This window comes from Natronobacterium gregoryi SP2 (assembly GCF_000230715.2).
Taxonomy (GTDB): Archaea; Halobacteriota; Halobacteria; order Halobacteriales; family Natrialbaceae; genus Natronobacterium; species Natronobacterium gregoryi.
The window spans coordinates 1,382,835-1,409,157 of record NC_019792.1 but is presented as its reverse complement, the minus strand read 5'-3'; the positions used below and the strand labels follow the sequence as shown (position 1 = coordinate 1,409,157).

Here is a 26,323-nt window from a genome sequence, read left to right as displayed (position 1 = left end):
ACCGACAATTATACGATTGCGGACGTACACCCGTCAACGAATGTTCGACGAGATCATGGAGAAGTTCGAGGGGTCCCCGAGCCAGCAAGCGGTCATTCGCCTCCTGCTCGAGCGTGGCTTCTCGGTCAACGACGACGGACGGGTCGTCTCGGGCGGGATCGAGATTCCGAACACGGGGATCGCCCGCGAGATCGACGTCGACCGACGGGTCGTCGATTCGACGACCGACGTCATTCTCGAGGACCCGGAGCTGCGTCGCATCTTCCAGAACATCTCCCAGGTGCCGAGCCTGATGGATCTCGCACCCGTTCTCGACCTGACGGTGCTGTCGATCGCCGTCGACGAACCCGAACAGGAGGGGATCGTCGCTGGTATCACCGGCACACTTGCTGACAACGGCGTCTCGATCCGCCAGACGATCAGTGAAGACCCCGAGTTCACCGACGAACCACGCCTGTACCTGGTCACCGACGAGGACTTGCCCGGCGAGGTGATCACCGAACTCCGAGAGTTGGCGTTCGTCAGGAAAATCGAGATTCAGTAGTTTCGTACGCTCTTCCGAACGAGTTACCGGTGCAATCGACGAGGCTCACGGATTCACTGTCGATAACGTACGTCAGACCGTGTCGTCCGGACCGCTGTATTCAATCACCGCCGATCGGCAGAGACGAGGACGGTGACCGTCGGTAGCTAGTTACAGCGATCCGTCTCAGTCGCCGTCGAGGACCGATTTTACTGCAGTCGTCAGCTCTTCGAACCGCTCTATCGACATCCCGTCTGCCGTCACCCAGACGCCGTGTTTCCCCCGAATGATTCGTGTGAGATAACCGTTTTCGAACGTCCGTATCGTCGCCTCGTACTCACCCAGTTGCGTGTGCCGGTACGCCGACTGCGAGTGAAAACCCATCCGTTCGTGCTCGGCGAACCCGACGAGGTCCGCAGTCCGCTCTAGGTCCGATCGCAAGTAAAGCTGTGAGACGGTGTCTTCGGTAAAGTACGTCACACTCCGCAACTCGTCTCCGATCGTGGTCCGACAGACCGAGATCAGTTCGTCGGCGAGTTCGGGATCGATGTCGACGTCTTCCATGTTCCTCTGTATCACGTTCCGGAGTAATAACCTAAAGGGACGAGGCGACACCTGACTGGCGGGACCGACGGTCTCTTTTCGCCGGCCGATGTACTCCTCGCATGGTCGAATCGTTGGCCGCCGCGGGTGAGCGTTCGTGAGCGAGTCTTATCGGACCGTCGCCGAACCTGCGACCGCCGACTTCGTCGTCCAGGGCTCGGAGTTTCTCGGACACGTTCGGCCGGTCGACTCTATCGAGGCCGCCGAATCGTTCGTCGAGACCGCCGAGGCCGAGTACGCCGACGCAACCCACAACGTCCCCGCCTACCGGGTGCGGGCCGATCCCGAAGGCGAACTCCTGCGCGAGTACTCGAACGACGACGGCGAACCTTCCAGTTCCGCAGGGAAACCGGCATTGAACGTCCTCGAGAAGCGCGACCTCGAGAACGTCGCGGTCGTCGTCACCCGCTACTACGGCGGGACGAACCTCGGCGTCGGGGGGCTCGTCCGGGCCTACTCGAAGGCCGTGAAGGACGCGGTCGACGCGGCAGGTGTCGTCGAGGAACGGCCACACGAATCCGTCTCGATCACCGTCGAGTACGACGACTCCGGTACCGTCCGTGGCATCGTAGAGAGCGAAGGCTACGAGTTCGAAGCCGACTACGGTGCCGATGTCTCGTTTGTCGTTCGGGTGCCGCTATCGGAGAGACAGTCGTTCCGCGATCGGTTGCGGAGCGCGACGAGTGGACGGGCCGACCTCGAGTGACCACAGTCGGTCACGCCGGCGTCGAACGCGGCCCGTCGCCCGAGTGCTGGCGCTCGATCGCCGTCAGGAGTTGTTCGGGGGTCTCGAGGGCGTCTCGCTCGAGGCGGACGTCGAACAGGCCGCGATCGAGGACGAGTTCGCCCTCACGCAGGCGAACGTGGTCGACGTCGCTCCAGGGAACGAAGGACCTGACGTAGGGTCGTTGCTTGACGAGTCCGTTCTCGTAAACTCGTATCTCAGGGGTATCTCTCGTCTCTCCGAGTCGAAACCGTCCCTCGGTGAGGCCGCTGGCGAGCCAGCCGAGCCCGATTCCCAGCCAGACGACTGCCGAAAGCCAGTCGCCGACGGCAGCATTGGCTGTCGCGAGAACCAACCAGCCGGCGAGTACGACCCGATCCAGTAAGGAGGGTTTCGGCGGCTCCCAGCGACACGTCAGTATCGGTCGGTCTGCAACCCTCGAGGCCGTGTACTGGGTGTGTGACAGCCACGAGAGTACATACCCCGCAAGGAAGAGCCCGATTGTCGTGAGGAGAGCGAGGAGACCGACGTACTCGGTCACGAACCCGGGTATCGCAGCGACCGCAACGACGACGAACGGAGCGACGGACAGAATCGACACGAGCCAGCGTCGTCGTTTCTCACCGAGCCAGTTCGCGAGGCTCGTCCCCTTTCTCGAGAGGGCGACGCCGACGACTGCTCCGACCGCGAACGCGGCGGTCGTCGTGACGAGACTCTCCGTTGTCGTTACGTCTGCCACTACCGCGCCGATCGCGGTGACGGCGGCGAAGAGAAACCCGACGTAGACGACGAGGACGTATCGGAACGCCGACTCGACGGTTTTCGAATCGCTCGAGGGTGTCGTCAACTCGCTCATCGCGTCGGAAGACGTCATCGCTCGTCAAAAGTATAGTGATGGTGTCACCTGTTCTGTCCGCCGGCAATGGCGTCGCAATCGTCCGGGTGCCGACCGTTCGACCGTCGATTCGGACGAAAAAATCTTTGCAGTGGCCCTCCCTCTCGAGGGACGTGAACGGAATTGACGCGACCGATTACCACGATCTCACCCACGCAGAGGAGCCACGTCTCTCGCCGGCCGACGACCGCGTCGCGTTTGTCCGACGCGAACCCGACGACGAGAAGTCTTCCACCGCGACGGTTCACACCGTCCCCGTCGGTGGCGACGAACCGACCCAGTTCACCGTCAGCGAGGGCGTCGACAGCCAGCCACGGTGGCGTCCCGACGGCGAGTACCTCGCGTTCGCCAGCACCCGCGGCGAGAGCGACCGCCAGCAGTTGTGGGTCGTCCCGACGGACGGCGGCGAAGCCCGCCGACTCACGGGCGTCGTCGGCGGCGTCGGCGACCTCGAGTGGAGTCCGGACGGCTCGAAACTCCTCTTTACCCAGCAGGTCAGCGCCCCAGACCGCGAGCACGACCGCGATTACGTCGTCGATCCCGACTACGAACCCGAGAAACCCGACCCGCGGGTCGTCGACCGGATGGTCTACCGTGCCGCGACGGAGTACTTCGACGGCCGCCGGAGCCACGTCTACGTCGTCGACGTCGAGACAGCACTCGAGGCCGACGAGAGCACGCTCTTCGGGGACGACGAGGACGAACTCGAGCCAGACTCACACCCGATCACGCGGCTGACCAGCGGTGACATCGACTACGTCGGACCGACCTGGGGCGACGCGGAGACGATCTACTACGGCGCCAAGGTCGCCGACGAGGACGAACACCCCGACGACTCGCTGACCTACGAACTGTACGAGCACGACCTCGCAGCCGACGACTCGGACGCGCCGGCCGACGAGGAGACGCGCGAACGCGACCACGTGACGGCGTTCACGGAGACGACGGGCTGGGTGGCCGCGCTCGAGGCGACGGCGGACGGCCTCGTCGCGTTCACGTATACGCCCGAGGAGAAGGCGTCGATGCGCCAGACCGAGATTCGGGTCCACGACCGCACGGATGGAACGGAGGTCACGCCGACGGAGACGCTCGATCGAACCGTCGGATACGGAAGCGGGTTTCAGTTCGATCCCGCAGGCGAGTCGCTTTACTTCGCAACGCCGGACGAGGGATCGAACGTCCTCTGGTCGGTGCCGGCCGACGCGAGTGACGAACCGACGAAAGTCCACGGCGACGGTGCCACCGTCGAGGCGTTCTCGGTCGGCGAGGACTCTCTCGCGTTCGCCCAGAGCGAGTGGGACCACCCCGGCGATATCTTCGTCTCGACTCGTGGCGGCAACGAGGTTCACCGGCTGACGCGGGTCAACGCCGATCTGCTCGCGGATCGACCCGTCCGCCAGCCAGAAGAGATCTGGTTCGAGAACGACGGCACCGAGATCCAGGGGTGGGTGCTGACGCCGCCGGAGTTCGACGCCGACGCGACCGACGAGGCGTATCCGCTGGTCGTCGAGATCCACGGCGGCCCACACTCCCAGTGGACGACTGCGGGAACGATGTGGCACGAGTTCCAGACCCTCGCCGCGGAAGGCTACGTCGTCTTCTGGTGTAACCCGCGTGGCTCGACCGGTTACGGTGAGGAGCACGCGATGGCCATCGAGCGAGACTGGGGCGACGTGACGCTTTCGGACGTGCTCGCAGGCGTCGAAGACGTCTGCGAACGCGACTACGTCGACGAGGACGAACAGTACGTCACCGGCGGGAGCTTCGGCGGGTTCATGACCGCCTGGACGGTCGCCAACACCGACCGATTCGAGGCCGCGGTCTCCCAGCGCGGCGTCTACGACCTCACGAGTTTCTACGGCTCGACGGACGCGTTCAAACTCGTCGAGGGCGACTTCGACACCACGCCCTGGGAGGAACCCGAGTTCCTCTGGGAGCAGTCACCCGTCGCCCACGTCGACGCGGTCGACACCCCGACGCTCGTGCTCCACTCCGATCGCGACTACCGGACGCCGGCCAACACGGCCGAACTGTTCTACCTCGGCCTACAGAAACACGGCGTCGACACCCGGCTCGTCCGCTACCCCCGTGAGGGCCACGAGCTCTCCCGCTCGGGCGAACCCGGGCACGTCGTCGACCGCATAGAGCGCATCGTCCGCTGGTTCGACGGCTACTCCGACTACACCGAGGCACCGCCGGCACTCGAGCGCGACCGGAACGAGGGTCTCTCGGCCGGTTCAGAGGACTCGGACGAAGAGTAAGTGAGGTCGGGCCCTCGAGTCCATTCCCTCCTGCTCTTTTCCCGATGCAACCCCGGATAGCTAGCTGAAAGCTCGTGGTTCCCGAAATAGCGAAGAGTGTACAGCCAGGTAACTAGACGATGTCCCTCGAGATGCTGAGTTCGGCGTCGGACCCGTGTAAGACGTTGATCCAGGAGCCAGCACTTGGGCCAATGTCGTCGGTGAGTTCGTCGCTGTCCTGATCGGTGGCAGCGGTTACGGTTGCCTCGAACCCCTCCCCGATGCCGAGATCAGGTTGTTTTCTCGGCGGTGATCCGTCCTCGTCTGCGCCAGCAAAGCCATCGAAGTCCAACGTCTCGTCGTAGACGACGTCTCCGGTAACGGCGTCGGTGATCGTGAGGTCGATCGTGACGGGATCTTCGTGCCGATTGCTGAGACTGATGTACTTTGGCTCTTCACCTTCGACGTCCAGGAGGGCCAGACAGCCGGCTGTGAGGATCGCTCCGGAGGTTGTCGCGGTTCCGAGGAACAAGCGGCGTGTGCTCGACATCGATTCAGTCGAGTAAACAAACCAATAAGTCTTTTCTGATTTGGTACACCCAGACCGGTCAGATATCCAGTGGGAGATTTCCGACGGATCACCGTCGTGCCTTCATACGGTTTGCTGTATTCAATTACCGGCGATCGTCGATCCTGTTCTGGCGATCGGCGATAAATAGTTACAGCAATCCGTATGAGAGGCGTCCGTTCCATCCCGCCGTATTTCGTCTGGCCGTCGGGACACAGTGGTCACAGTCCGTTCTCGACCGGAAACAAGGGGGTTGCAAGGGACAGAGCTACGGGCTCCATACCCCTAGCACGAGCATGGACCGAAACGTCGGCGGAACCGACCGCCTGCTCCGGATCATCAGTGGACTGTCCCTGTTGTCGTTCGGCTACCGCAACCGGGATCGTCCCCTCGGAACTCTCGCGTTCGTCGTCGGGAGCGACCTCTTCGCGACGGCCGTCATCCAGCGGTGTCCGGCCAACGCTCTGTTGGGAATCGATACCTGCGGGGCCGAGTAGTTGCCAGACTGCGATCTCGACGACCGTCTCGAGGTGGGATGTCAGCAAACACTCGGCGGCGACCGAACGTTATGTCGTCCGGAACGCCCGGTCGCCGGCGTCGCCGAGGCCGGGCACGATGAAGCCGTCGTCGTCGAGTTTGTCGTCGATCGAGACCGTCAGCAGGTCGGCCTCGGGGAACTCGTCGTCGACGCGAAGCAGGCCGTCCGGTGCCGAAACAGCCGAGAGGACGATCAGGTTCTCCGGTTCGACCGAGTTCTCGGTGATGTGATCCAGAACTGCACACATCGTGGAACCGGTTGCGAGCATCGGATCGGCGACGATGACGGTGTCGTCCTCGGTGATCTCGGGCAGTTTGACGTAGTCGACGCTGATCGGGAACGAGCCGTCGTCCTCGCGGCCAGCTTCCTCGTCGCGGCTCGCGCTGATAACTCCCTGTCGCGCGCGAGGGAACGCCTTCAGCAGTCCCTCGACGAACGGCGTCGCCGCGCGCAAGACGTTGATGATGACGACATCGTCGAGCCCACGAACCTGCTCGCCCATCGTCGTCTCGAGGGGCGTCTCGAGTTCGACGTACTCGGTTTCCATGCGGCCGTCGATGATCTCGTAGCCACAGATGCGGCCGAGTTTCACCAGGCCTTTGCGGAAGCTGACCTGCTCGGTTTCGACGTCTCTGAGCTGTGAAAGTGTGTGTTTCGCCAGTGCGTGCGTGACGAGATACGCGTCGTCCCGATCTTCGATCGTCATACGTGTACTGGCTCGCGCCGGATAGTTGACGGTATCGGATCTGGCGCGAGCGTGCGTGGTGTGGTCACGAGTTTCGATGGTGGTCCGACGCCGACCGTGCCGCGGCGGAGAAGTTTATGACGGTCCACGCCATACTACCGGGCCAGTCGAATGGAAGAGAGTATCTCGGGGTTCAAAATTCGCGGTGACTGGGGCGATGTCGTCGAACACGGCGAACGCATCTCACGTGCGCTGCGGGACGCTGGCGTCGGCTCGAGCGACGACTCCGACGCCGACGACGGCCTCACCGACGCTTTCGAAGAGTGGGAGGAGTGGCGGCCCAAGGCTCACGAGACCTTGGATGCCGACGTCAGCGAGAAGACGGCCGACCAGGCAAGCGTCGAGGAAGGGAAAGGCGAGCAAGTCGGGAAAGAGCCCGACGAAGACATCAAAACTGCCGGTGAGAAGCTCTCGGAGTCGTACGAACAACTCGAGGACGACGACGCCGAGGCTGCAGTCGACAACTGGCGAGAATCGATCGATTACGTCGCACGCGCAGCCGACTCGGCCAGTCGCAAGGCACTCCGTCGAGTCGAGGACACGGTCTATCAGAACGTGATGACCCAGCTCGCGCCGTACTACTTCGACAACGCGCTCATCAGCGCGAACGTCCAGCAGTCGGCCCGGGGGAACGACGACGCCGAGCGGTTCGTCTTCGAGGTCAACGTCAACGACGACGACCTGAAAGACGAGGTCTCGGACCGACTGTCGGAACTCGAAGACGAGATCGATCGCTGGCACGTCGAAGTCGAGAAAGACACCGATGCGGCGGAAGCGATCGAGGGGGTCGAGCCGCCGCCGGAGCCGGAAGACGACGAGCCGAAGTCGACGACGAACTAGCGTCTCGAGTTCCGTCGCTGCGGATTTTGAGAGCAGAAATATTAGTTAGTGTCTTGTGGTGAAATGACCGTGTCCGCTCGTTAGCAGGCGCAGGTCGTCGTGATGATACACTCTGCGTTGTCACAGGTTGCACAGGTGTTTTTGTGCGTCCGTGGTACTGCTCCGTCGAGACACCAGTCTCCGACGCAGTCACAGCCACCGCAGTTATCACAGTCGTCCGCCGTTGGCGGTTGTTCGTCGTGGTCTGTTGCCCCAATCGACATCTCCACCTGCTCGTAGCTGTCGCCGTCCGAGTGCACGTACATGAGTACGTTGCTGCCGTCTTCGGGGAACAGCGCGGCGAACGGTGCAGAACTCTCGCTGTAGGTGACTTGCAGTCGGCCACGAGGCGTCGCCGTGGTGAACGACACTTCTCGTGACCCTCCCTCGGCGAGGTCGTAAATTTGTCCGTCGGCGTCGTCCGTCGCATCGAAATCCGGAAGGACGTCGAGGGTGGCTTCTGCGAGCAAGGCGTCGCTCTCGAGTTTGCCGATCCGGCCGTCGTGACGTACGCCGAGGGAGCGACGTGGTTCCTGTACGCGTTTCGACTTGGACCTGCGGAGGCGTTTACGGGAACCGTGTTTTACAGCTACGAGGTGCTTCAGGCGGCTGTCTCCGGCAGCTCAGTCGCTGTGCCACACGGCCCGAATCTGTTCGGTGTCGGCGTGTTGCTCGCGTGGCTGGCGCTGCCGCTGCTCGTCGGTTCCTGGTGGTTCCAGCGTGTGGATCTCGAATGAGTCCAACCGTTCGTGACCCAAATGATTTTGATTCACGCTCTTGTGTAGCACTTTGTTGATCTCATAGCGTCGCTTTGATAGCGTGTTTGAGCGCTTCTCTCCCTGGTTTCCGCAGTAGCTTTCGTCGAAGTTGGAACGCTCGGAGATACTGTGTGAGCTTGTCTTTTGAGATGCCTCGATGAGGCGAGAGCCACGGTCGCAGCAGCGATCCGTGGCTCTCGCAGGTGTTGACGTGTACGTTTTCGTTGGCGTATTCGCCGTCGCCGTGGACGACGTATTCGCGGTCGAATGCGTCGTCCTCGGCCAGTGGATCGTAGGCACGAAATCCGTCAGTATAGACGGTCAGTGGCTCCTTCTGACGGTTTTCGAGAAGGAGCCGAATCGTCGATTCGTCGGCTGATTTCGCTGGGATCACGTATCGGTCGCCGGTGCCACGATCGACGATCGTAAACACCGGCGGTTTGTCCTGCTCGTACGTTCCTCGCCCACGCGTGGACAGGCCACGCGAGCGCGACTCTTGGTCGCGCTCGCGGCCTTTCAGCCCTGCAGAAACGTAGACTTCATCGATTTCGACCGGTCCGACAAGGTCAAGCGAAGGTGCATCAAGCGCCTTCGTGAAGCGCTCGACGCGCTGATAGATCGTTTTGTACTGGACATCGATCTCTATCTGAAGTTGACGAAGACTCGTGTTAAACCGGAGAAACGCGTAAATCGAGAACAGCCACTTTCTGAGTGCGACTTTCGAATGGGCGAAGATTGTGCCGGTCTTGTCGTTGAACGTGCGGTCGCAATTCTTACAGAGATAGCGCTGAAAGTGCCCATAGCTGCCGTTCTTGACCGTCAGGTCAGAACGGCAGCGAGGGCAAGTAACACCGTTACGCCAGCGAACCTGCTCTAACAGGTCCGCTGCGACCGATTCCGACCCAAACACATCTAGCGGGATCATGCCTAACGGACACCGCTAACGCGGTGTCCTTGCTCTCTTCGATTCTACAGCGACAGCTGAGCAGTATCAACAATCTCCTACAGAAGAGCGTTGATTCAACATGTGTTGGTGATAGTTGAGAACGAATGGATGCGATAGAGACGAGGGGTCTCACGAAACGATACGGTGGCCTCGAGGCGATCTCTGACGTGAACCTGACCGTCGAACGCGGCGAAATAGTCGGCTTTCTCGGGCCGAACGGGGCCGGTAAGTCGACGACGATCGACGTGCTGCTCGACTTCATCCGGCCGACAGCGGGGCGTGCATCGATTCTCGACGACGACCCCCAGAAGAACCCGCGTGCAGTTCGCGAGCGAATCGGGATTCTTCCCGACGAGTACAGCCTCTACGATCGACTGACCGGACGCGAACACGTCGCGTTTGCCATCGAGATGAACGATGCCGCGGACGACCCGGACGAGATCCTCGAGCGGGTCGGACTCGCCGACACCGCGGATCAGCGCGCTGGCGACTACTCGAAGGGAATGGCCCAACGGCTCGCACTCGGGATGACACTCGTCGGCGAGCCCGACGTGCTGATCCTCGACGAACCGTCGCCCGGAATCGACCCGAACGGGATGCAAGAGATTCGAACTCTGCTTCGCGAGGAAGCCGACCGCGGCGCGACGATTTTCTTTTCGAGTCACGCACTCGAGCAGGTAGAGGCGATCTGCGATCGCGTATGCGTCCTCGACGACGGCGAGTTGCTCGCGGTCAGTACGGTCGAGAACCTGCGGGACTCTCTGGACTCGCGATCGGTGCTCGTGCTCACGCTCGGCGCCGACCCCGGCCCCGGACCCAACCCCCACGACGATCACGGACTGTTGAAACTCCCCGACGTGACGGACGTCGAGCGAACCGGCGCCACGCTTCGGATCGAGTGCGCCGATCCCGGCGTGAAGTCGGCGGCCATCAGTCGCGTCGAGGACACCGGCACATCCGTCGTCGACATCGACGTCGAACAGGCCTCTCTCGAGGACCTGTTCGCCGAACTCACGACTGCCTCGGCTGACTCGACTGAGGATGCCGAGCCAATCGAGACACCGGGCGGTGAGAGTGCGTGAGTGCGACGCTGCAAATCGCCCGCGCGGAGGTTACCGGCGCGGTCCGGTCGCGGGCACTTTGGATCGTAACCGCCGTTCTCGGCCTCTTCGTCATCACGCGGCTGTGGCTCTACGGCGACCTGCTCGCGGGAACGACGTACCCCTTTCTGTCGACGTTCGACACGTTCGCGGAGTTCGTCCCGCTGCTCGTAATCATCCTCGGCTATCGAGCGATCGTCGGTGAGCGAGATTCTGGTCGAATCCGTCTTCTCCTCGGCCAACCGGGGCGTCGCCGGGATATCGTGACTGGAAAATACGTCGGCCGCGCCGCGACGCTCCTCGCCGTCGTCCTCGCCGTTGCACTCCTGCTCTCGGCGTTCGTCGTCGCGCAGTTCGGGACGGACGGTCCGACAGAAATCGTCGGCGGCCTCGTCGTGCTCGTCCTCTACACGTTCGCGTGGCTCGGCGTGACAGTCGGCGTCTCGAGTACCTTCGCCAGCGAGACGCGAGTGATCGGGATTTTGATCGGGCTCTATGCGCTGTGTGTAGTCCTCTGGGACACCCTCGTCATCTCGCTCGTTTCGCTCGTCGTGACTGGACAGACCGAGACGGGCGTAGATCCCCTCGCAGGTCGGTTCGCCACACTCGAGGAACCGACGTGGTTCCTGTACGCGAACCGGTTAAATCCGCTGCACGCGTTCGACGGGGCGCGATACTATGTTCCCGATCTGCTCGATATCGCCTTCGTCGGCGGGACGACAACGGCTCTGCACGCGCCGAATATGTTCGGTCTCGGCGTCCTGCTCGCGTGGGCGACCGTTCCGGTTCTCGTCGGCTACTGGCAGTTCCAGCGCGCGGATCTCGACTGGTACGGTTTACTGTAGGTCATTTCCGGCACAACCGCGACCCGGGCGGCGGTTGCGCCGGTAAATCGTTACAGTAATCCGTATGAGGGGGCCGCGCCCGCGCGACGAGGGCGCAATTGTCTCCGTTCGCATCTTGCTAGTCTCCCTCCGTTCTCGTTCGGTCCGTGTCGAACCGAGCCCGCTACTCGACCCCAGGTGAGTTCACTACTCAACCTACCGGGCCCAACGTTCTCCAGCAACCGCAGGCCGGCACACACTTGTAGTCCCCACTGGAAAGCCCGAACAGATGGTCGAAATCGCGACGATCGCCACGTTCCTGATCGCCGCCCTTGCGAGTCTCTTTATGGCCTGGGCGATCGGGGCTGGCTCGAGCGGGTCGACGCCGTTTGCTCCTGCGGTCGGTGCGAACGCTATTTCGGTGATGCGGGCCGGATTTCTCGTCGGTATTCTCGGGTTCGCCGGGGCGGTCCTGCAGGGAGCGAACGTCTCCGAGGCGGTCGGCACAGAACTGATCGACGGTGTCGTGTTGTCGCCTGGGGCGGCGACGATCGCGCTGATCATCGCTGCTGCGCTGGTCGCGATCGGTGTCTTCGCGGGCTACCCGATCGCGACGGCGTTTACCGTGACGGGCGCAGTCATCGGGGTTGGCATCGCCATGGGTGGCGATCCTGCCTGGGCGAAGTACGCCGAGATCGCGACGCTGTGGATCTTGACGCCGTTTGTCGGCGGCGGCCTCGCCTACGCGATCGCTCGCTTGCTGCGTGCCGAACCGATCGCCGAGGAGGCCCTGATCGTCGTGCTTGCCGCGTTCGTCGGCGTCCTCGTCGCCAACATCGAGTTCGCCGTCCTCGGTGGCGGAGGGGGTGACGGTGCGTCGATCGCCCAAGCCGTGAGCGGTCCGATTCCGGGTCCCGAGCTCGTCGGTGTCGTCGTCGCGACGCTGGTGATGGCGGCCCTCTGGGCACTCGTGATCGGATACGACCTGCGAAACGGCCTCGAGAACGGCGAACGGCACTTCTTGCTCGTCCTCGGCGGACTCGTCGCCTTCTCGGCGGGCGGGAGCCAGGTCGGGCTGGCGATCGGTCCGCTGATTCCGCTGTCGGGTGATGTCGGGTTGCCGCTGCTTGCCTTGCTCGTCGGCGGTGGCTTCGGGCTCTTGCTGGGATCGTGGACCGGCGCACCACGGATGATAAAGGCGATTTCACAGGACTACTCCTCGCTTGGTCCACGGCGATCGATCGCGGCGCTCATTCCCTCGTTTATCATCGCACAGGCAGCTGTCCTCTACGGGATTCCAGTCTCGTTCAACGAAATTATCGTCAGTGCGATCATCGGGAGTGGCTACGCTGCGGCTTCCGGCTCCGGCGGCGTCAGCGGCCGAAAGATGCTGTTTACCGTGCTCGCGTGGATCGGCTCGCTGGCCGGATCGGTCATCATCTCCTACGTCGGCTTTACCGCGTTCTCGTTCGTGTTTTGAGTTGAACTACTGGCTCTGTTGAATCTGACCGGTCAGGCGTGAATACGGCAGTGTTTGTCATACTACGTGACGGACCAACGCGCATATTTACGCATGCTCCGACTAACAGCAAAGCGGGGAGAACTCCAAATGTGCGAGGATCAGATACCGCTCGACACTATGACAAATTGACCGTGACACAAACGATGGGTCGTGCTAACCCTGTCCCCTGTATCCAGCAGCTGTCTCCTGCCAGTTGTAGAGCATTTCGGCAGAACCGACCGCTGTAACCGTTTTCGGTGCGATCCCAGCACTGCTCGAGACTACACGACGAACCGTTGCATAGACCGTACGAGACCGAACTGCCTTTATTCGACGGGTGGGGAGTTTTTGTATGGACGAGGACGCGGCTCCACCCGTCGATCCCGACGATCCTGACACGATCCAGTGGCGACGAGACGCCTCGACGTCCCGGACCGTCCGTCTCCTCTGGTCACTCGGCGTCGGGACCCTCTTCGCTGCGATCGGTATCATCGTCTTCTGGCGACTGTACGACCTCGCAGGCCAGGTCGGCGGACAATCGATTCTCCTCGCTGCACTCGCGGCCGTCGTCGTGACCATCCTCGCACTCGCCGTCTCGAGCAACGCCGGGAAACGACTCGAGCAACTCCTTAGTTCGCTCCCGCTCCCGATCGACTCACCGTCAGACCGAGGACTGGCACGGGCGCTCGACGCCGCCGTAGGGACGCTCGTGATGGGCGTCGTCATCGCCGTTCTCATGGGCCTCGGCCGGCTTATCGCCCAGTCCGGCCAACTCGAAGGGATCGGTGCTGGTCTCTTTACGGGGTTAGCGGCGTTGAGTCTCCCACTCGCGATCGTCGCGCTCGTGCTCTCCGCTTTTCTCCGCTCGGTCGGCGCGCTCGACCGAGACGAAGAGCAGATCCATCTCTTCGATCCCGACCATCGGATCGATCTCTCTCTGATCAGCGCGGTCTCGAGTCGCGACGTGGGTGATGCGACTGTCGTGACACTCGAGTACGAGCAGCCGGACGATCAGTACGTCGCAGGTCCCCGCCGCATTGCAGTGCCGCCGGCAGTCGCCGCCGAGATTCGATCGATAGTCGGCACACGGCGACGTCGACTCTCCGAACGAGTGACACGGCAACTGAGACGTGTCGGGCGACGGCTACGCGGCGTCGTCCGGCGGTAATGGCTCGTTCACGACCGGCTCGGTTCGTTCGAGAAAGCGTGGCTCATACGGTTTGCTGTCGGTCAGTTCCGGCGTGACCGCGAGCTCCTGGGTCGCGCCGGTCAATCGGAACAGCAGCCCGTATCACTCCACCGGGCTATCGGTTACGTCCCCGGTACTGGATTCGCTTCCGACGTCTTCGCCAGTGTCGTCGCCGTCTTCGTCGGGTTCTACGACCTCGAGCTTGCGCAGTCGCGCTTTCATGATGCGCGTGTTTTCGACGCTCTCGACGGTGATCCGGACACCGTCGTAGGTAATCTCTTCGCCTTCCTCGACGAGACGGCCAGCGCGGTTGAAGATGAAGCCAGCGATGGTTTCGAACTCCTCTCCCTCGGGAAGTTCGATGTCGAGGGCCTCGTTGACTTCTTCGATGTTGACTTCACCACGGACGATCACGGTCCGGTCATCGAGTTCCTCGATCGGCTCCTCTTCGCCGGATTTGAGGATCTCACCGACGATCTCTTCGATCATGTCCTCGACGGTCACCAGCCCCTCGGTGGTGCCAAACTCGTCGATGACGATCGCCATGTGCATCCGGTTTTCCCGCATTTCGGTCAGGAGTTCGTCGACGTTTTTCGACTCGGGAACGTGCAGGGTCGGCTGGATGAGGTCCGCGAGCTCGAGTTCGTCGTCTTCGGTTTCGCCGTAGTTGAGATCCCGGACGAGGTCGCGGATGTGGACGGTGCCCAGGACGTTGTCGAGACTTCCTTCGTAGACGGGCAAACGGGCGTGGCCGCTCTGGATGCAGGTTTCGATCGCCTCGTCGATACCGTCGTCTTTCGACACTGCCGTCATGTCGAGTCGCGGGGTCATCACCTCCTTGACGATCGTGTTGTTGAACCGGAGGATTCGCTTTAGCATCTCGTGTTCCTCCTCCTTGAGGACGCCCTCGCGCTCGCCGGACTCGATCATCTCCTGGAGTTCGTCGCGGGTGACGTAGGGCGACTCGATCGCTCCGGTCGAGCCCGTGAGCCTGTTGACCTGCCTGGTCAGATAGTCGAAAAGGACGATCAGTGGAAACAGCAGGTACTCCGTGGCTTTCAGCGGCTTTGCGATGCGGCGTGCCCAGGATTCGGTGTTCTCGACCGCGTAGGATTTGGGAACGCTCTCACCGAACAGGAGAACGATCGCCGTGATCCCGATGGTCGCGAGCAAGACAGCGGTCAGCCCGCCGAAGTAGAGCCCGAGCAAGGCGGTCGCGATCGAGGACATCGCGATGTTGACGATGTTGTTCCCGACCAGGATCGTCACCAGCAATCTGTGGGGGTCGTCTTTCAACTCCTTTGCGAGATCCGCTCCTTCGAGGTCGTCCTCGACCATCCCCTCGAGGCGGTGTTTCGGCAGGTTGAACATCGCGATCTCCGAAGAGGAGAAGAAACCGGAGAGCGCGATGAGTACGACTACCGCGAGGGTTCCGAGGATCGTCACCGTCGACTGGTCGATCACGTAGTCGACAACCGGCACCTGGTAGGGGTCGGCCGCGAGGACGGCCGACACCTCGTATGCGGCAAGGACGAACTCGAGGGAGAGAGACATCAGTGTCTGACCTTGGCGCTCGACCGGTTAACAGTTTACCATTTTTCCGTTACGTGGCTGTGTAACGGGGACCCATACGCTTACCCGGCTGTCTGCACTATCGATGCGTATGAGCGATCACGACGAACCGATCACGTTCTATCGATTGCAGGGGTGTCCGTTCTGTGAACGCGTCACCCGCCTTCTCCAGAAGTACGATCTCGAGTACCAGTTGCGGTTTGTCGAACCGATGCACTCGAAGCGAGACGTCGTCAAGCGCGTCGCCGGCGTCCGGACGGTGCCGGTGATCGTCGACGACAACACCGGGGTGACGATGGCCGAGAGTGCCAATATCGTCGACTACCTCGAGTCGACGTATGGCTCGGACGCTCCCGCGACCGAAGCCGCCGAAACCGTCGGAGGTGACGCCTGATGATCGACTTCGAGGTCGTCCCGCTCGACGCTACGGATCACCTCGACGCCGGCGACGAGGTCCCCGCGTTCACTCGCCCACTCGTCACCGACGAGTACTGGGAGGACGTCTCCCTGCCCGATCTCGTCGAGGGAAGTGAGCGCACGATCCTCGTTTTCACCCCCATGGCGGGTTCGTTCCTCGCGAAGTACGTCTGGGATGAACTCACCGAACGCGGCTGGAACGAGGCCGACGCTCGCGTCGTCGGTATCACTGCCGCCAACCCCTACAGCGTCAAACGCTTCATCGATGCCGAGGCCGTCCCCTTCGAGTTCTTCGCCGATCCAGCCAACGAGGTCGCCGAGAAGTACGGATTCGCCCACGACCTGGACGGGATGGCCGGCGTCAGTGAACCCCGACTCGCTTTCGTCGCGGTCGACGAGGACCTGGCCGTCGAGACGACGTGGGTCGCCGAGGAGTGGCCGGAGTTCCCCGACTACGACGAACTGGAGAACGATCTCGGTCTCGCGTAGCTGACGGGACGATAGTTTTTTCCTCGAGTTGGGCCGAGTTCGATCCGAATGAGCGAGATAGACCGTGCGGCGGCGGCGATCGAATCGGGAGAGCTGGTCGTCTACCCCACCGAGACCGTCTACGGGCTCGCAGCCGACGCGCTCGAGGCCGACGCGGTCGAACGGGTGTTCGCAGCGAAAGAACGGGAGCGATCGAACCCGATCTCCTTTGCGGTGCCGTCGGTGCCCTCGGCACTTCAGCACGTCCGCGCGACCGAACGAGAGCGGCGGTTTATGGCGACGTTTCTTCCCGGCCCCGTGACGGTGCTCTGTCGGCGACGAGACGCCGTTCCGGACGTTCTCACTGCCAGAAACGATCGCGTCGGCGTCCGCGTCCCCGACCACGACCTCGCGCTGGCACTCTGTGAGCGCGCCGATACGCCGATCACGTCGACCAGTGCGAACGTCAGCGGCCGGGAGAGTGCCCGGACGCTCGAGGCAGTCGACTCCGAAATCCGCGAGGAGGCCGCGGTCGAACTGGACGGCGGTCGGACTGCTGGCACCGAGAGCAGTGTTGTCGACGTCTCGACGGCGACGATTCATCGCCGGGGCGCGATGGCTGACGAAATCGAAGCGTGGCTCGCGGACCACTGATTACCGGCGCGAGCGTGCTCTGTCCACGAATCGACGAGCACGGGACTTCGAACGGTCTTCGTACGGTTTCCTGTCTGTCATGGACGGCGCACCCACACAACAAACGATTTGCATCGGAACGTCGGTACGACAACCCGTGTCAGTCCGCCGCTGGATCGTGATCCGCGGTCGTCGTTTCTGTTCGGTCGCCAGTACTCGTCACGAGGGCGTACCCCTGACCCGCCAGTGACTCGAGAAATCGCAGGACGTTCTTCGGCCCCGTCTGTTCTCCCGGTGCCCGGTAGAACGCGATCAGTGACCACATCGTCGCGACGCCGATCGATCCCAGCGCGGAGAACGTCATCCCCATCGTCGCGTAGGTGAACGAGTAGATGCTGCCGATCGTCATCGACGGGATGCTCGAACCCAGCGGCACTCTGGCGTTTGCGTCTCGAACCGTCGGGGCGAGAAACACGATCGAGAGGACGCTTCCAGCGAGGAAGACGAAGTCTTGCCACATCATCGATGGAATCGATTACTCGATAGTGAGTAAAAGTCTCTCGGTATCGGATCGGCTTCGGCTCGAAGCGTCCGAAAGAGAGACTTTCAGGCACTGCGGAGCAAGTTCCACGTTTTCAGACCAGGAACTCAGTCAACACCGAGCAATGACCGCAGCGTTCGCGTCCGTACCCCACACTCGCCGGCGAATTCACAGGACTCACACTTCGAGCGGTTGTCAGTCCGTGGCGGCGGGCCATCCAGTTCCCACACGGTCCTGAGAGCTCGGCGGTAGCGGGCCTTCCGGCGGGTCGTCAACTCGATCGACCGAATCTCGCCGTAGGCCGGATACTCGAGCCAGGCCCGTTCGATCGACATCTCTCGCTCCCAGGCGAGTGCTTTCGCCGCTGCCACAGCCTGGACTGACTGTGGCTCCCAGACGCCCTGTTCTGGAGGTGCACCTGCCGAGAGCAGAACCGGTTCGACGGGCTCTGCAAGCACCTTGTGAACGACACCGCGGCAGTCTCGACCGGTCGTGACGACGTTCCGGTGAAGCGGCTCCTGCAGTCGCCCCCACTCCCCCGCCGCCGAAAGCCGATCGCGAGTCTCCTCGAGTCGATCGTGATACGCGCCTGGCGAGACGGCGATCGGTTCCGCCTGTAGATCACCAGGCGGCGACTCGAGCAGTTCCTCGTATCTCGTCGCAAGCGCCCTGATCCTGTCGACTGCCGGTGGCGGATCGGGATCGCCGTCCCGAGTTCGCCTGTAATAATACTTCCGTGTACAGTAGGTCGCAGTCCGAAGGTCGCTGAACGGAACGTGCTGTTGGGTCACGCTCCTCCTGGCCGCGTGCTGAGACAAAAACCCTGGTCCGCCAAAGATCCTGATCCGTCAGAAGTCGACGTCGGTCTCCATCCCTTCGGTGGCGTCCTCGAGACCATCTTCGCGGACATCCGAGGTTATCTGCGAGGAGAGTTCCGCGTCGGCGAGGAGACTATCGAACTCGTCGCGGTACCGGTCGTTCGCCGTCCGGGACTGGTCTTCTGCCCTGGCGACGCGTCTGTACCGACGGATATCGGCGGGATCGACGCTGTACTCTTCGGCCAGCGTCTCGTCGTCTTCCTCGCGGCCACGTATCGCCGCGAGATCGACGTCTTCGGCGTCGTCGTCACCGATCAGGTGCAACGACATGCGTGCTTCGAAAACCTCGTCGGTGCCGACGCCCAGGTCAGTTGCAATCTCCTCGTCACCGCAGTCGTCGTAGAACGCTTTTGCGACCTCGATCAGTCGTTCGTCCGAGAGGTCCGTCTCGAACCCGTATCGCTCGCGCATCTGTGTGACGACGCTCTCGAGTCGCTCGTCGTCCGTCTGCTCGTCGCGCTCGAGGGAGCCTCGCGTGTCTTCCTGGGACTGGGTGACTGTCTCCTCTCCGTCGGTGACGGTCGTGAAGATATCTCGGAGTTCCTCGGTTTTTTCGTTCATGGGTGGACACTCCCGACGGGTGGCTATATAAGTCTGTTGCCAGATAGCGTGGGCGGCCAGACGATAAACAATCGACATAAACAAAAGAATAGTTTACACGTTTTCGCAAGACAGCGTCGGGGTATTCGTCTGAGCAGTGGGGCAAGAATTAAGTCACATCCCCGCTCGTGATTGAACATGAACGTCGTAGCCCAGACGGACGTTACGCGGGAGACCTACTGGGGGATCAGCGACACCGGATACGCGGTGTTCTATCTCCTGACGGTGATCACACTCGCCGTGTTCGCCTACGGGGTCTACCTGCGCTTTAGCCGGTACACAGAAGGGGACGACGACCCGTTCGCCCGGCTGAACGACCTTCCCAGCCGCATCGGCAGCGCAGCCAAAATCGTCCTCTCGAACGAGAAGCAGTTCGACAGGGATCTTTACGGCGGCTTAATGCACGCCTTCATTCTTTGGGGATTCCTGACGCTATTTATCGCGACGCTTATCATCGGCTTCGAGCAGTACGGCACCGAACTGTTACTCGGACTACAGTTCTGGGAGGGGGAGTTCTACCTTTCCTACCAGTTCATGGTGGATGCGATGGGGCTGCTGTTCGTCGTCGGGATCGGCATGGCGATGTACCGGCGCTACTGGGTTCGCAACGAGCGTCTCTGGGATCGACACACGTCCAGCGAGGACGACATCTTCATCTGGACGCTGTTCCTACTCGGCGTCGGCGGCTTCCTGCTCGAGGGGCTGCGAATCTACAGCGCCGGCATGCCCGACCACGAGATCGTCAGCTTCGTCGGCTACGGGCTCGCGATGGGCTTCGACGCGGTCGGACTGACCGTCCTGGGAGCAGAACAGGCCGGGCTCAACGGCGGCGGCCTCAACGCAGAGAATCTCCACTGGCTGGCGTGGTGGTCTCACTCGCTGATCGCGTTTTTCTTCATCGCGTGGATCCCCTACGCCAAGCCGTTTCACATGCTCTCTTCGTTTGCGAACGTCGTCGTTCGCGACGAGAAGGCCGGCAAGCGACTGCCGAACGTCCCCTCTGATCTGGACGCGACTAACGCCGAGTCCATCGACGACTTCACCTGGAAAGAAATCTTAGACCAGGACGCCTGTACCAAGTGCGGTCGCTGCTCGTCGGTCTGTCCGGCAAAAGCCTCGGACCGTCCGCTCGATCCGCGCAACGTCATCCTCGACCTGAAAAAATACCGCGAGGAACTCGACGCCGGCGGCGAGGAACAGCCGATCGTCGCTGACGGCGGCACCTCGGTGATCGACGCCGAGACGATGGAGTCCTGCATGGCCTGTATGGCCTGCATGGACGCCTGTCCCGTCGAGATCGAACATCTCCAATCTTTCACCCGACTCAACCGCCAGATGACCGACCAGGGCGACGTCCCGTCGAGCATGCAAGACGTCTTCCAGAACGTCATGCAAAACGGCAACACCTTCGGCGACTCCCCACGCGATCGCGGCGACTGGGCCGACGACCTCGAGTTCGACGTCCCCGACGCCCGCGAGGAGGAAGTCGACTACCTCTGGTACGTCGGCGACTTCCCGAGCTACGACGAGCGCAACAAGCAGGTCGCCCGCTCGCTTGCGACTATCCTGAAAGAGGCCGATGTCAGCTTCGGCATCCTCTTCGACGACGAGAAGTACGACGGCAACGACATCCGGCGGGTCGGCGAAGAACTGCTGTACGTCGAACTCGCCGGCCACCACGTCGAGACCTGGGAGGACTGCGAGTTCGACAAGATCGTCTGTACGGACCCACACTCCTACAACACGTTCGAGAACGAGTATCCCGAGCTCAACTTTGACGAGTTCGCGGACGACCCGATGATGCCGTTCGAGTACGACGAGCAGTGGAACGAAGAGGGCGAGATCGACGTGCTCCACTGGACCCAGGCCGTCGAAGAACTCGTCACCGAAGGCAAACTCGACCTGAACGGCGACGAACTCGACTACACCGTCACCTACCACGACCCGTGTCACCTCGGACGGTACAACGACGAGTACGAGGCCCCGCGCGAACTCATCCGCGCCACGGGCTGTGAACTCGACGAGATGCCCCGCAACCGCGACAACTCCTTCTGTTGCGGTGGCGGCGGTGGCGGCCTCTGGATGGACCTCGAAGAAGAGCCCAAACCGAGCGAGGAACGGATTCGGGAGGCGCTCGAGGACACCGACGCCGGCGCCGACGTCGAAAAGTTCGTCGTCGCCTGTCCGATGTGCATGACGATGTACGAGGACGGCCGCAAGACCGGCGGCTACGAGGACGAAATCGAGATCGTCGACGTCGCCGAACTGATCGTCGAGGCGATCGGGAAGGAAGAGGAAGCCGACCTCGAGGTCGCGGCGGACTAACTCACTCGGTTTTCTCGTTGTCGGACCGTTCTACCTCGTACTCCTGTTTTCTGTAGAGTACGTCGTCGATATCTTCTTCGCTTGTTTCGACGCCAAAGTCAGTCGATCCGGCCAGCCACCGTTCTATCTCCTCGTCCGACAGTGGCTCGAACTCGTTACGGAACGAGTCGATCAGTTCGTCTTTCGACTCGTAGCTGTCCGTGACGATCTTCTCGAGTAATTCCTGCTGAGTTACGTCGCAACCGGCTTCGCGCTGTATCTCGGCCTGGAGCTCCTCGAGACGGGACTTCGTTTCATCAGTGACCTCGATAGAGGGGGACATACCTGTCCGTTTTGCGTTCGATCCGGAAAACGTTCAATCCCTGTGAGGGCCGGGGACTCACTTCTGTCAGTCGATTTCAGCCCCGACTATCGACTCAAACGACTGTTTTACCTCCCTGAGACTCTTTTAGGCTGGCGGACGTGGCTCCGGTATGGATCTCGCCGGCCGACTCGTACAGCGTCTCCGCGAAAAACCCGACGACCCGACCGTCGTCGGCTTAGAGGGCGAAGACGCCGACCGGGTGTTCGACGCGCTCGGCTCCGAGACCTCTCGCGCCGTTCTCCAGACCTGCTACGAGGAGGGCCGGACGCGGTCGGAACTGGCCGCGGAACTCGAGACGACCGTCCAGAACGTCGGCTATCACGTCGACAAACTCGAGTCCGCGGACCTGCTCGAGCCCGTCGAGACGCGGTACGGCGAGAACGGTCGGGAAGTGACCGTCTACGAGCCGTCGAAACGCGCGGTCGTGGTCGCGGCGGGCGAACCCGGGCTGGTCGGTCGGCTGGCCGAGGCGGTCGACCGGCTGTTCGCGCCGATCGTGCTCGCGGGGCTGGTCGCGATGGCGGCTGGCGTCGTCGACCGCGGACCGGAACGGATCGGGATGCTCGCCGACGACGCTGTGCGAACGGAACTGATAGCGTCGACGCCGGGAACGGCTGCCGCCGTCGTGACCTTCCTCGTCGGCGTCTTCGTCGTCCTCGTGGCCGACCGACTCGGCGCGTTCGGCCGTGCCGAGGACAGGCGTCGTACTGGACTTGCACGGCTGTTGCTCGGTCGCAGTAGCGAATCGACGCGCCGGTACGCCGTCTCGGTTCTCGCCGGTGCTCTCGTGACCTTCCTCGCACTCGATCTCGTCGCCGCCGGTACTGGACACAGACTGTCGCTTGCGGCCTGGCTGTTCGTGCAACTGGCGATCCCGCTTGGCGTGATCGCTGCGGCCGGAATCGCGTACGCGAACGACGGACTGATCCTGGGGTGGGCGGCCGCGAGCGCGCCGTTCGTCGGTCTCTGGAGCTACCTCGTTGCTGGCGAACTCGTCCGCAGCGGAATCGACCCGATCCTGGTCGCACTGGGGCCTGCCGCCGTCGCCATCGCCGCCGCGCCGCTTGGCTCGCTCGCGTATCTCGTCGGTCGCACCGTTGCTGCGTGGCGGGGGGTTGGAGAACCACTCTCGAGGCGACCGGTTGCGATGCTCGTGGCCCACCCATTCGTTACGCTCGCTGTCGTCGCCAGCTGGCTTGGCTGATCGCATCCCTGCGGACTACGAAGTCCCGTCACTGGTGGCGAGTCGCCGTCAAAACCGTTCGACTCCACCGGGCACAGGGGGTGAGCCGCTGTCACACTCGAGAACTGTCCGTACGGTTAAGGTTGCTGAGCGTGAACGTTCACCTATGGTACGACTCCTGTTCGGACTGCTGGGCGCGCTCATGGCACTGTTCCCGGACGGCGTCCGAGAGGCCTACGAAACTGCCGCTCTCGAAGACCCCGACGCGAGCGAGCCGAAACCGTGGCTGGTATCCGGAATTCGGGCAGAAGGAATCGTCTACGCGCTGGCAAGTACTGTCGGCGGGAAGAGCTACGCCTGGCTGTTGAACGTCGCTGGTATCGCCGGCGTACTTGCGGCGCTGTTCCCGAAGCAGTACCTCGAGACCGGTGCCGAACTCGCCTACGAGGACGCGGACGCACTCGAGTGGCGAGACGGTGTCGTCACTGCGATCCGGGGAATCGGCGCGCTTCTGGTCGTGCTCGCGCTCCTCGGGGCACGGAATCGGCACAACGAGAGTGCAGTGGCGAGAGACGGAGCGAAGACAGACGAGACGGAAACAGAAACCGGAGCGAGCGAGTAACCTCGGAGGTCTCGATCAGTCCTCGATCTCGATCGCCGGCCGGCCGGGTTCGGCGTTTTTCAGGACGCTTTCGTCGACCTCGCCGGCCTCGACGACTCGAATGTCGGCCCCGAACTCCCGCTCTAACAGCCACGCAGCCGACTCGAGGGCAGCGTACTCTTCCTCGGGATCGAGCGTGTACTCGAGGGCCTCGCGTTCGACCTGCAGGTCCTGGCCGTAGTCGGCCGCTGCGTCGCCCTGTTCGCGGATGTGTGACTCCTGCATGAGTTTGCCGATCAGGTTGTCGGCGTCCGATTCGATCGCGATCTCTAAGGCGTCGTACTTCCACTCGGGGGAGACGACGACGTCGATCTGCTGGGGGTCTTCGATGCCGGCGACCTCGACGATGTCGCGGACGTCCTCGCGGGTGTTCTCGACGAGTTGGCGTCGTTTCCGGACGTGATCGCGGTCGACCTCGGCGGTCGGCCACGGCGCGTCGAGGACGAAGTCGTCGTTGCCCAGTTCGCTCCATAGCTCTTCGGCGAGGTGCGGTGAGACGGGAGCCAGCAGCCGGACGACCGCGGAGAGGCCGCGCTCGTAGGTGTCGGCGTGGGGTTCGGTGTAGTCGGCGTACTGTCGCAGCGTCCGCGTCAGATCCTGGGTTTCACGCAGCGCCCTGTTGAACGTGAGGTCGTCGTACTCCGCGTCGGCGATGGCGATCGTCGCGTCGACCTCCGCGTCGACGTAGCTGGCGACGGCGTCGTCTTCGCCGTCCGGTTCGTTCTCGACGAACTCTTCGACCATCTCCTTCAGCCGCGTGAGGAAGGCGTTCGTCGAACGGACACCCTCCTCGCTCCAGTCGAAGTCACGCTCGGGCTGGGCGGCCTGCATCATGAAGAGTCGGGCGGTGTCCGCGCCATACTCCTCGACGATTCGCTGGGGCGAGACGACGTTGCCCTTCGACTTGGACATCTTCGAGCCCTCCAGCAGGACCATCCCCTGGGGGAGGTAGTTGACGAACGGCTCGCGGTGCTCGAGGCTTTCGTGGTCCGCGAGGACCTTCGTGAAGAACCGCGAGTACAGCAGGTGCATCACGGCGTGTTCGATGCCTCCGACGTACTGGTCGACCGGCATCCAGTCGTTCGCTTGCTCTACGTCGAAAGGAGCCTCCTCGAGTCCGGGCGAGGCGTACCGCAGGAAGTACCACGAGGAGTCGACGAAGGTGTCCATCGTGTCCGTTTCGCGCGTGGCGTCGCCACCACACTCGGGACAGGACGTCTGCTTCCACTCCTCGGCTGCGTCCAGCGGGTTCCCGGTGGTGTTGATGAACTTCGGCAACTCGACGGGGAGGTCTTCCTCGGGCACGAGAACGGCCCCGCAGTCGTCGTGACAGTGGACGACCGGGATCGGCGTCCCCCAGTAACGCTGGCGGGAGATTCCCCAGTCCCGGAGCTGGTACTGTGTCGCGTGCTCGGCGCTCTCGATGTCCTCGGTCAGCCGTTCGCGGGCCGTCTCGCTGTCCAGCCCGGAGTAGTCACCGGAGTTGACGAGCACGCCATCGTCGGTAACGGCCTCCTCGCTGACGTCCGGCGCTTCGAGTTCGTCGCCGTCTTCGGGCTCGGGGGCGACGACCGGAACGATCTCCTCGCCCATCTTCTCGGCGAAGGCGTGGTCGCGGTCGTCGTGGCCGGGGACGGCCATCAGCGCGCCCGTCCCGACGTCCGAGAGGACGAAGTCGGCGACGTAGACCGGAATCTCCTCGCCGGTGGCGGGGTTCGTCGCGGTCAGATCGGTTGCGACGCCGTTGGGTTCGTCTCCTTCGGGGTCGGCCTCGTGTTCGACGAAGTGGCGAACGTCCTCGTCTTCCTCGGCGAGTTCCTCGCTGATCGGGTGGTCGGGTGCGAGCGCGAAGAAGGTCGCGCCGTAGATGGTGTCGAGGCGCGTGGTGAAGGCCGTGACCGGTCCGTAGCCTTCCACTTCGAAGTCGACCTCGCTCCCGTACTGGCGGCCGATCCAGTTTCGCTGCATCTGGCGCACCGAATTGGGCCACCCCTCGAGGCCGTCGATGGCCTCGAGCAGTTCGTCTGCGTACTCGGTGATCTGCAGGAACCACTGCTCGAGTTCGCGCTGTTCGACGGGGGTATCACAGCGCCAGCAGAGTTCGGCCTCGCCCTCGACCTGCTCGTCGGCGAGGACGGTCTCGCACTCGGGGCACCAGTTGACCTCGGCGTCGCGGCGCTCGACGAGGTCTTCGTCGTGGAACCGCGAGAAGAGCCACTGGTTCCACTGGTAGTATTCGGGCGTGCAGGTGGTGACCTCGCGGTCCCAGTCGTACCCGAATCCCATCGCGTTCATCTGGTCGCGCATCGTGTCGATGCAGTCGACCGTCCAGTCCCGTGGGTTGGTGTCGCGGTCCTTGGCCGCGTTCTCGGCCGGGAGGCCGAATGCGTCCCAGCCCATCGGGTGGAGGACGTCGTCGCCCTGCATTCGCCGGTAGCGGGCGTAGGCGTCCGTAATCGTGTAGTTGCGGACGTGGCCCATATGGAGCTTGCCCGACGGGTAGGGGTACATCCCGAGGACGTACGTCGGGTCCTCGACGTCGTCGGGCGTTCGGTAGGCGTCCGCGTCGTCCCACGCCTCTTGCCAGCGCTGTTCGACTTCGGCGTGATCGTAACCGGCGTCGCTCATTTGTATACGTGTGGACGGGA

The 26,323-nt window shown here is 62.7% G+C and carries 28 protein-coding genes; 16 read left to right on the top strand and 12 right to left on the bottom strand.

Translation table 11 applies throughout. The features are described 5' to 3' along the window. The first annotated feature begins 40 nt into the window (after positions 1–40). Complete coding sequence (locus NATGR_RS06900) at positions 41–544, top strand: hypothetical protein (protein WP_005579041.1); 504 nt, start codon at positions 41–43, stop codon at positions 542–544. A 165-nt stretch (positions 545–709) separates the two neighbouring features. Here NATGR_RS06900 and NATGR_RS06895 read toward each other — a convergent pair whose 3' ends face one another. After that, positions 710–1,087 carry a DUF7522 family protein gene (locus tag NATGR_RS06895; protein WP_005579044.1) on the bottom strand — a complete coding sequence of 126 codons (378 nt, stop codon included), beginning with the start codon at positions 1,085–1,087 and terminating at the stop codon, positions 710–712. 136 nt (positions 1,088–1,223) lie between these two features. Here NATGR_RS06895 and NATGR_RS06890 point away from each other — a divergent pair, with 136 nt between their 5' ends. Then, on the top strand, positions 1,224–1,832 hold the full coding sequence (locus tag NATGR_RS06890; protein WP_005579046.1) for an IMPACT family protein: 609 nt from the start codon (positions 1,224–1,226) through the stop codon (positions 1,830–1,832). A 10-nt stretch (positions 1,833–1,842) separates the two neighbouring features. Here NATGR_RS06890 and NATGR_RS06885 read toward each other — a convergent pair whose 3' ends face one another. Next, positions 1,843–2,706 carry a hypothetical protein gene (locus tag NATGR_RS06885; RefSeq protein ID WP_015233418.1) on the bottom strand — a complete coding sequence of 288 codons (864 nt, stop codon included), beginning with the start codon at positions 2,704–2,706 and terminating at the stop codon, positions 1,843–1,845. Between the two features lie 152 nt (positions 2,707–2,858). On the opposite strand from NATGR_RS06885, the gene NATGR_RS06880 reads away from it, so the two are divergent. After that, positions 2,859–5,006 carry a S9 family peptidase gene (locus tag NATGR_RS06880; protein ID WP_005579050.1) on the top strand — a complete coding sequence of 716 codons (2,148 nt, stop codon included), beginning with the start codon at positions 2,859–2,861 and terminating at the stop codon, positions 5,004–5,006. 112 nt (positions 5,007–5,118) lie between these two features. On the opposite strand, the gene NATGR_RS06875 is transcribed toward NATGR_RS06880, so the two are convergent. Further along, positions 5,119–5,535, bottom strand: coding sequence for a hypothetical protein (locus NATGR_RS06875; protein WP_005579052.1), 417 nt, complete (start codon positions 5,533–5,535; stop codon positions 5,119–5,121). A 314-nt stretch (positions 5,536–5,849) separates the two neighbouring features. Here NATGR_RS06875 and NATGR_RS06870 point away from each other — a divergent pair, with 314 nt between their 5' ends. Then, positions 5,850–6,050: a YgaP family membrane protein gene (locus NATGR_RS06870; RefSeq protein WP_005579054.1), complete on the top strand. Its 201-nt coding sequence runs from the start codon at positions 5,850–5,852 to the stop codon at positions 6,048–6,050. 69 nt (positions 6,051–6,119) lie between these two features. Here NATGR_RS06870 and upp read toward each other — a convergent pair whose 3' ends face one another. Then, positions 6,120–6,797, bottom strand: coding sequence for a uracil phosphoribosyltransferase (upp, locus tag NATGR_RS06865; RefSeq protein ID WP_005579055.1), 678 nt, complete (start codon positions 6,795–6,797; stop codon positions 6,120–6,122). Positions 6,798–6,947: 150 nt separating this feature from the next. On the opposite strand from upp, the gene NATGR_RS06860 reads away from it, so the two are divergent. Beyond that, on the top strand, positions 6,948–7,676 hold the full coding sequence (locus NATGR_RS06860) for a DUF5828 family protein (protein WP_005579057.1): 729 nt from the start codon (positions 6,948–6,950) through the stop codon (positions 7,674–7,676). Between the two features lie 80 nt (positions 7,677–7,756). Here the strand turns inward: NATGR_RS06860 and NATGR_RS06855 are convergent, their stop codons facing one another. Next, positions 7,757–8,086, bottom strand: a complete 330-nt coding sequence (locus tag NATGR_RS06855) for a hypothetical protein (RefSeq protein ID WP_005579059.1) — start codon at positions 8,084–8,086, stop codon at positions 7,757–7,759. A 33-nt stretch (positions 8,087–8,119) separates the two neighbouring features. Here NATGR_RS06855 and NATGR_RS06850 point away from each other — a divergent pair, with 33 nt between their 5' ends. Beyond that, entirely contained in the window at positions 8,120–8,452 is a 333-nt protein-coding gene (locus NATGR_RS06850; protein WP_005579061.1) for a hypothetical protein, read from the top strand. A gap of 61 nt (positions 8,453–8,513) precedes the next feature. On the opposite strand, the gene NATGR_RS06845 is transcribed toward NATGR_RS06850, so the two are convergent. Continuing rightward, on the bottom strand, positions 8,514–9,398 hold the full coding sequence (locus NATGR_RS06845) for an IS1595 family transposase (protein WP_015233210.1): 885 nt from the start codon (positions 9,396–9,398) through the stop codon (positions 8,514–8,516). Positions 9,399–9,523: 125 nt separating this feature from the next. On the opposite strand from NATGR_RS06845, the gene NATGR_RS06840 reads away from it, so the two are divergent. The 4 genes from NATGR_RS06840 to NATGR_RS06825 all read left to right on the top strand — a co-directional run bounded on the left by NATGR_RS06840 (position 9,524) and on the right by NATGR_RS06825 (position 14,012). Further along, positions 9,524–10,501, top strand: a complete 978-nt coding sequence (locus NATGR_RS06840; protein ID WP_005577089.1) for an ABC transporter ATP-binding protein — start codon at positions 9,524–9,526, stop codon at positions 10,499–10,501. Further along, entirely contained in the window at positions 10,498–11,364 is an 867-nt protein-coding gene (locus NATGR_RS06835; RefSeq protein ID WP_005577091.1) for an ABC transporter permease subunit, read from the top strand. The genes NATGR_RS06840 and NATGR_RS06835 overlap by 4 nt, the downstream gene beginning before the upstream one ends. A 268-nt stretch (positions 11,365–11,632) precedes the next feature. Then, positions 11,633–12,823, top strand: coding sequence for an inorganic phosphate transporter (locus NATGR_RS06830; protein WP_005577093.1), 1,191 nt, complete (start codon positions 11,633–11,635; stop codon positions 12,821–12,823). A 373-nt stretch (positions 12,824–13,196) separates the two neighbouring features. Then, the gene (locus NATGR_RS06825; protein ID WP_005577095.1) at positions 13,197–14,012 is read left to right on the top strand and encodes a hypothetical protein; all 816 of its coding nucleotides are present in this window, start codon (positions 13,197–13,199) and stop codon (positions 14,010–14,012) included. A 123-nt stretch (positions 14,013–14,135) separates the two neighbouring features. On the opposite strand, the gene NATGR_RS06820 is transcribed toward NATGR_RS06825, so the two are convergent. Beyond that, complete coding sequence (locus NATGR_RS06820; protein WP_005577096.1) at positions 14,136–15,587, bottom strand: hemolysin family protein; 1,452 nt, start codon at positions 15,585–15,587, stop codon at positions 14,136–14,138. 109 nt (positions 15,588–15,696) lie between these two features. Between NATGR_RS06820 and NATGR_RS06815 the strand changes: the two genes are divergently transcribed. The 3 genes from NATGR_RS06815 to NATGR_RS06805 are packed head-to-tail and all read left to right on the top strand — an operon-like array spanning position 15,697 to position 17,144. After that, the gene (locus NATGR_RS06815; protein WP_005577098.1) at positions 15,697–15,999 is read left to right on the top strand and encodes a glutathione S-transferase N-terminal domain-containing protein; all 303 of its coding nucleotides are present in this window, start codon (positions 15,697–15,699) and stop codon (positions 15,997–15,999) included. Continuing rightward, entirely contained in the window at positions 15,999–16,511 is a 513-nt protein-coding gene (locus tag NATGR_RS06810) for a redoxin domain-containing protein (protein WP_005577100.1), read from the top strand. The genes NATGR_RS06815 and NATGR_RS06810 overlap by 1 nt, the downstream gene beginning before the upstream one ends. A 48-nt stretch (positions 16,512–16,559) precedes the next feature. Beyond that, positions 16,560–17,144, top strand: coding sequence for an L-threonylcarbamoyladenylate synthase (locus NATGR_RS06805; protein ID WP_005577102.1), 585 nt, complete (start codon positions 16,560–16,562; stop codon positions 17,142–17,144). A gap of 139 nt (positions 17,145–17,283) precedes the next feature. On the opposite strand, the gene NATGR_RS06800 is transcribed toward NATGR_RS06805, so the two are convergent. From NATGR_RS06800 to NATGR_RS06790, 3 genes are all read right to left on the bottom strand, one after another. Beyond that, the gene (locus NATGR_RS06800; RefSeq protein WP_015233416.1) at positions 17,284–17,646 is read right to left on the bottom strand and encodes a hypothetical protein; all 363 of its coding nucleotides are present in this window, start codon (positions 17,644–17,646) and stop codon (positions 17,284–17,286) included. Between the two features lie 125 nt (positions 17,647–17,771). Beyond that, positions 17,772–18,455, bottom strand: a complete 684-nt coding sequence (locus NATGR_RS06795; protein ID WP_005577105.1) for a CRISPR-associated protein Cas4 — start codon at positions 18,453–18,455, stop codon at positions 17,772–17,774. A 57-nt stretch (positions 18,456–18,512) separates the two neighbouring features. Beyond that, positions 18,513–19,103 carry a hypothetical protein gene (locus NATGR_RS06790; RefSeq protein ID WP_005577107.1) on the bottom strand — a complete coding sequence of 197 codons (591 nt, stop codon included), beginning with the start codon at positions 19,101–19,103 and terminating at the stop codon, positions 18,513–18,515. A gap of 177 nt (positions 19,104–19,280) precedes the next feature. On the opposite strand from NATGR_RS06790, the gene NATGR_RS06785 reads away from it, so the two are divergent. Further along, complete coding sequence (locus NATGR_RS06785; protein WP_005577109.1) at positions 19,281–21,467, top strand: heterodisulfide reductase-related iron-sulfur binding cluster; 2,187 nt, start codon at positions 19,281–19,283, stop codon at positions 21,465–21,467. Position 21,468: 1 nt separating this feature from the next. On the opposite strand, the gene NATGR_RS06780 is transcribed toward NATGR_RS06785, so the two are convergent. Further along, entirely contained in the window at positions 21,469–21,789 is a 321-nt protein-coding gene (locus NATGR_RS06780) for a hypothetical protein (protein ID WP_005577111.1), read from the bottom strand. A 151-nt stretch (positions 21,790–21,940) separates the two neighbouring features. Between NATGR_RS06780 and NATGR_RS06775 the strand changes: the two genes are divergently transcribed. Both NATGR_RS06775 and NATGR_RS06770 read left to right on the top strand, forming a co-directional pair. Continuing rightward, positions 21,941–23,035 (top strand): ArsR/SmtB family transcription factor, encoded by a 1,095-nt coding sequence (locus NATGR_RS06775; protein ID WP_005577113.1) that lies wholly within the window; start codon positions 21,941–21,943, stop codon positions 23,033–23,035. Between the two features lie 145 nt (positions 23,036–23,180). Next, positions 23,181–23,636, top strand: coding sequence for a hypothetical protein (locus tag NATGR_RS06770; protein ID WP_005577115.1), 456 nt, complete (start codon positions 23,181–23,183; stop codon positions 23,634–23,636). A 15-nt stretch (positions 23,637–23,651) separates the two neighbouring features. Here NATGR_RS06770 and leuS read toward each other — a convergent pair whose 3' ends face one another. Next, positions 23,652–26,303, bottom strand: a complete 2,652-nt coding sequence (gene leuS, locus NATGR_RS06765; RefSeq protein ID WP_005577117.1) for a leucine--tRNA ligase — start codon at positions 26,301–26,303, stop codon at positions 23,652–23,654. Positions 26,304–26,323: the final 20 nt, after the last annotated feature.